This is a genomic window from Bacillus cereus group sp. BfR-BA-01441 (genome assembly GCF_022663075.1).
GTDB classification, from domain to species: domain Bacteria; phylum Bacillota; class Bacilli; order Bacillales; family Bacillaceae_G; genus Bacillus_A; species Bacillus_A cereus.
Map to the genome: position 1 here is coordinate 1 of NZ_JAKUEU010000323.1, position 281 is coordinate 281.

Here is a 281-nt window from a genome sequence, read left to right on the forward strand (position 1 = left end):
GTGTGATCAGACTGAAAACATCCTCATAAAACCTAGTTTTAGTCATTGGTTTAATATGAATTATATTTCTTTACAGAAAAACTGCCTGCAAAATCTTAGAGATATGTCTAAGGTTTTGCAGGCAGTTTTTTATATACTCACTACGGTAGAGTTACACCAATTTTTTCATGCTCACTACGGTAGAGCTACACCAAATTTAATCGCCATTCTTTTAATTTATATGATTGCGAAGGTGAATGGGTAAGAACTTCGCTGAATATGTGCCTGTTCTTTTAATTTAT

General features: G+C 33.1%; 1 protein-coding gene. It reads left to right on the top strand.

Annotation, left to right across the window (positions count from 1 at the left end; genetic code table 11):
* The coding region (locus tag MR107_RS30715) for a hypothetical protein (protein WP_242293205.1) at positions 1–244 on the top strand (244 nt) is incomplete at its 5' end.
* Between the last annotated feature and the right edge of the window lie 37 nt (positions 245–281).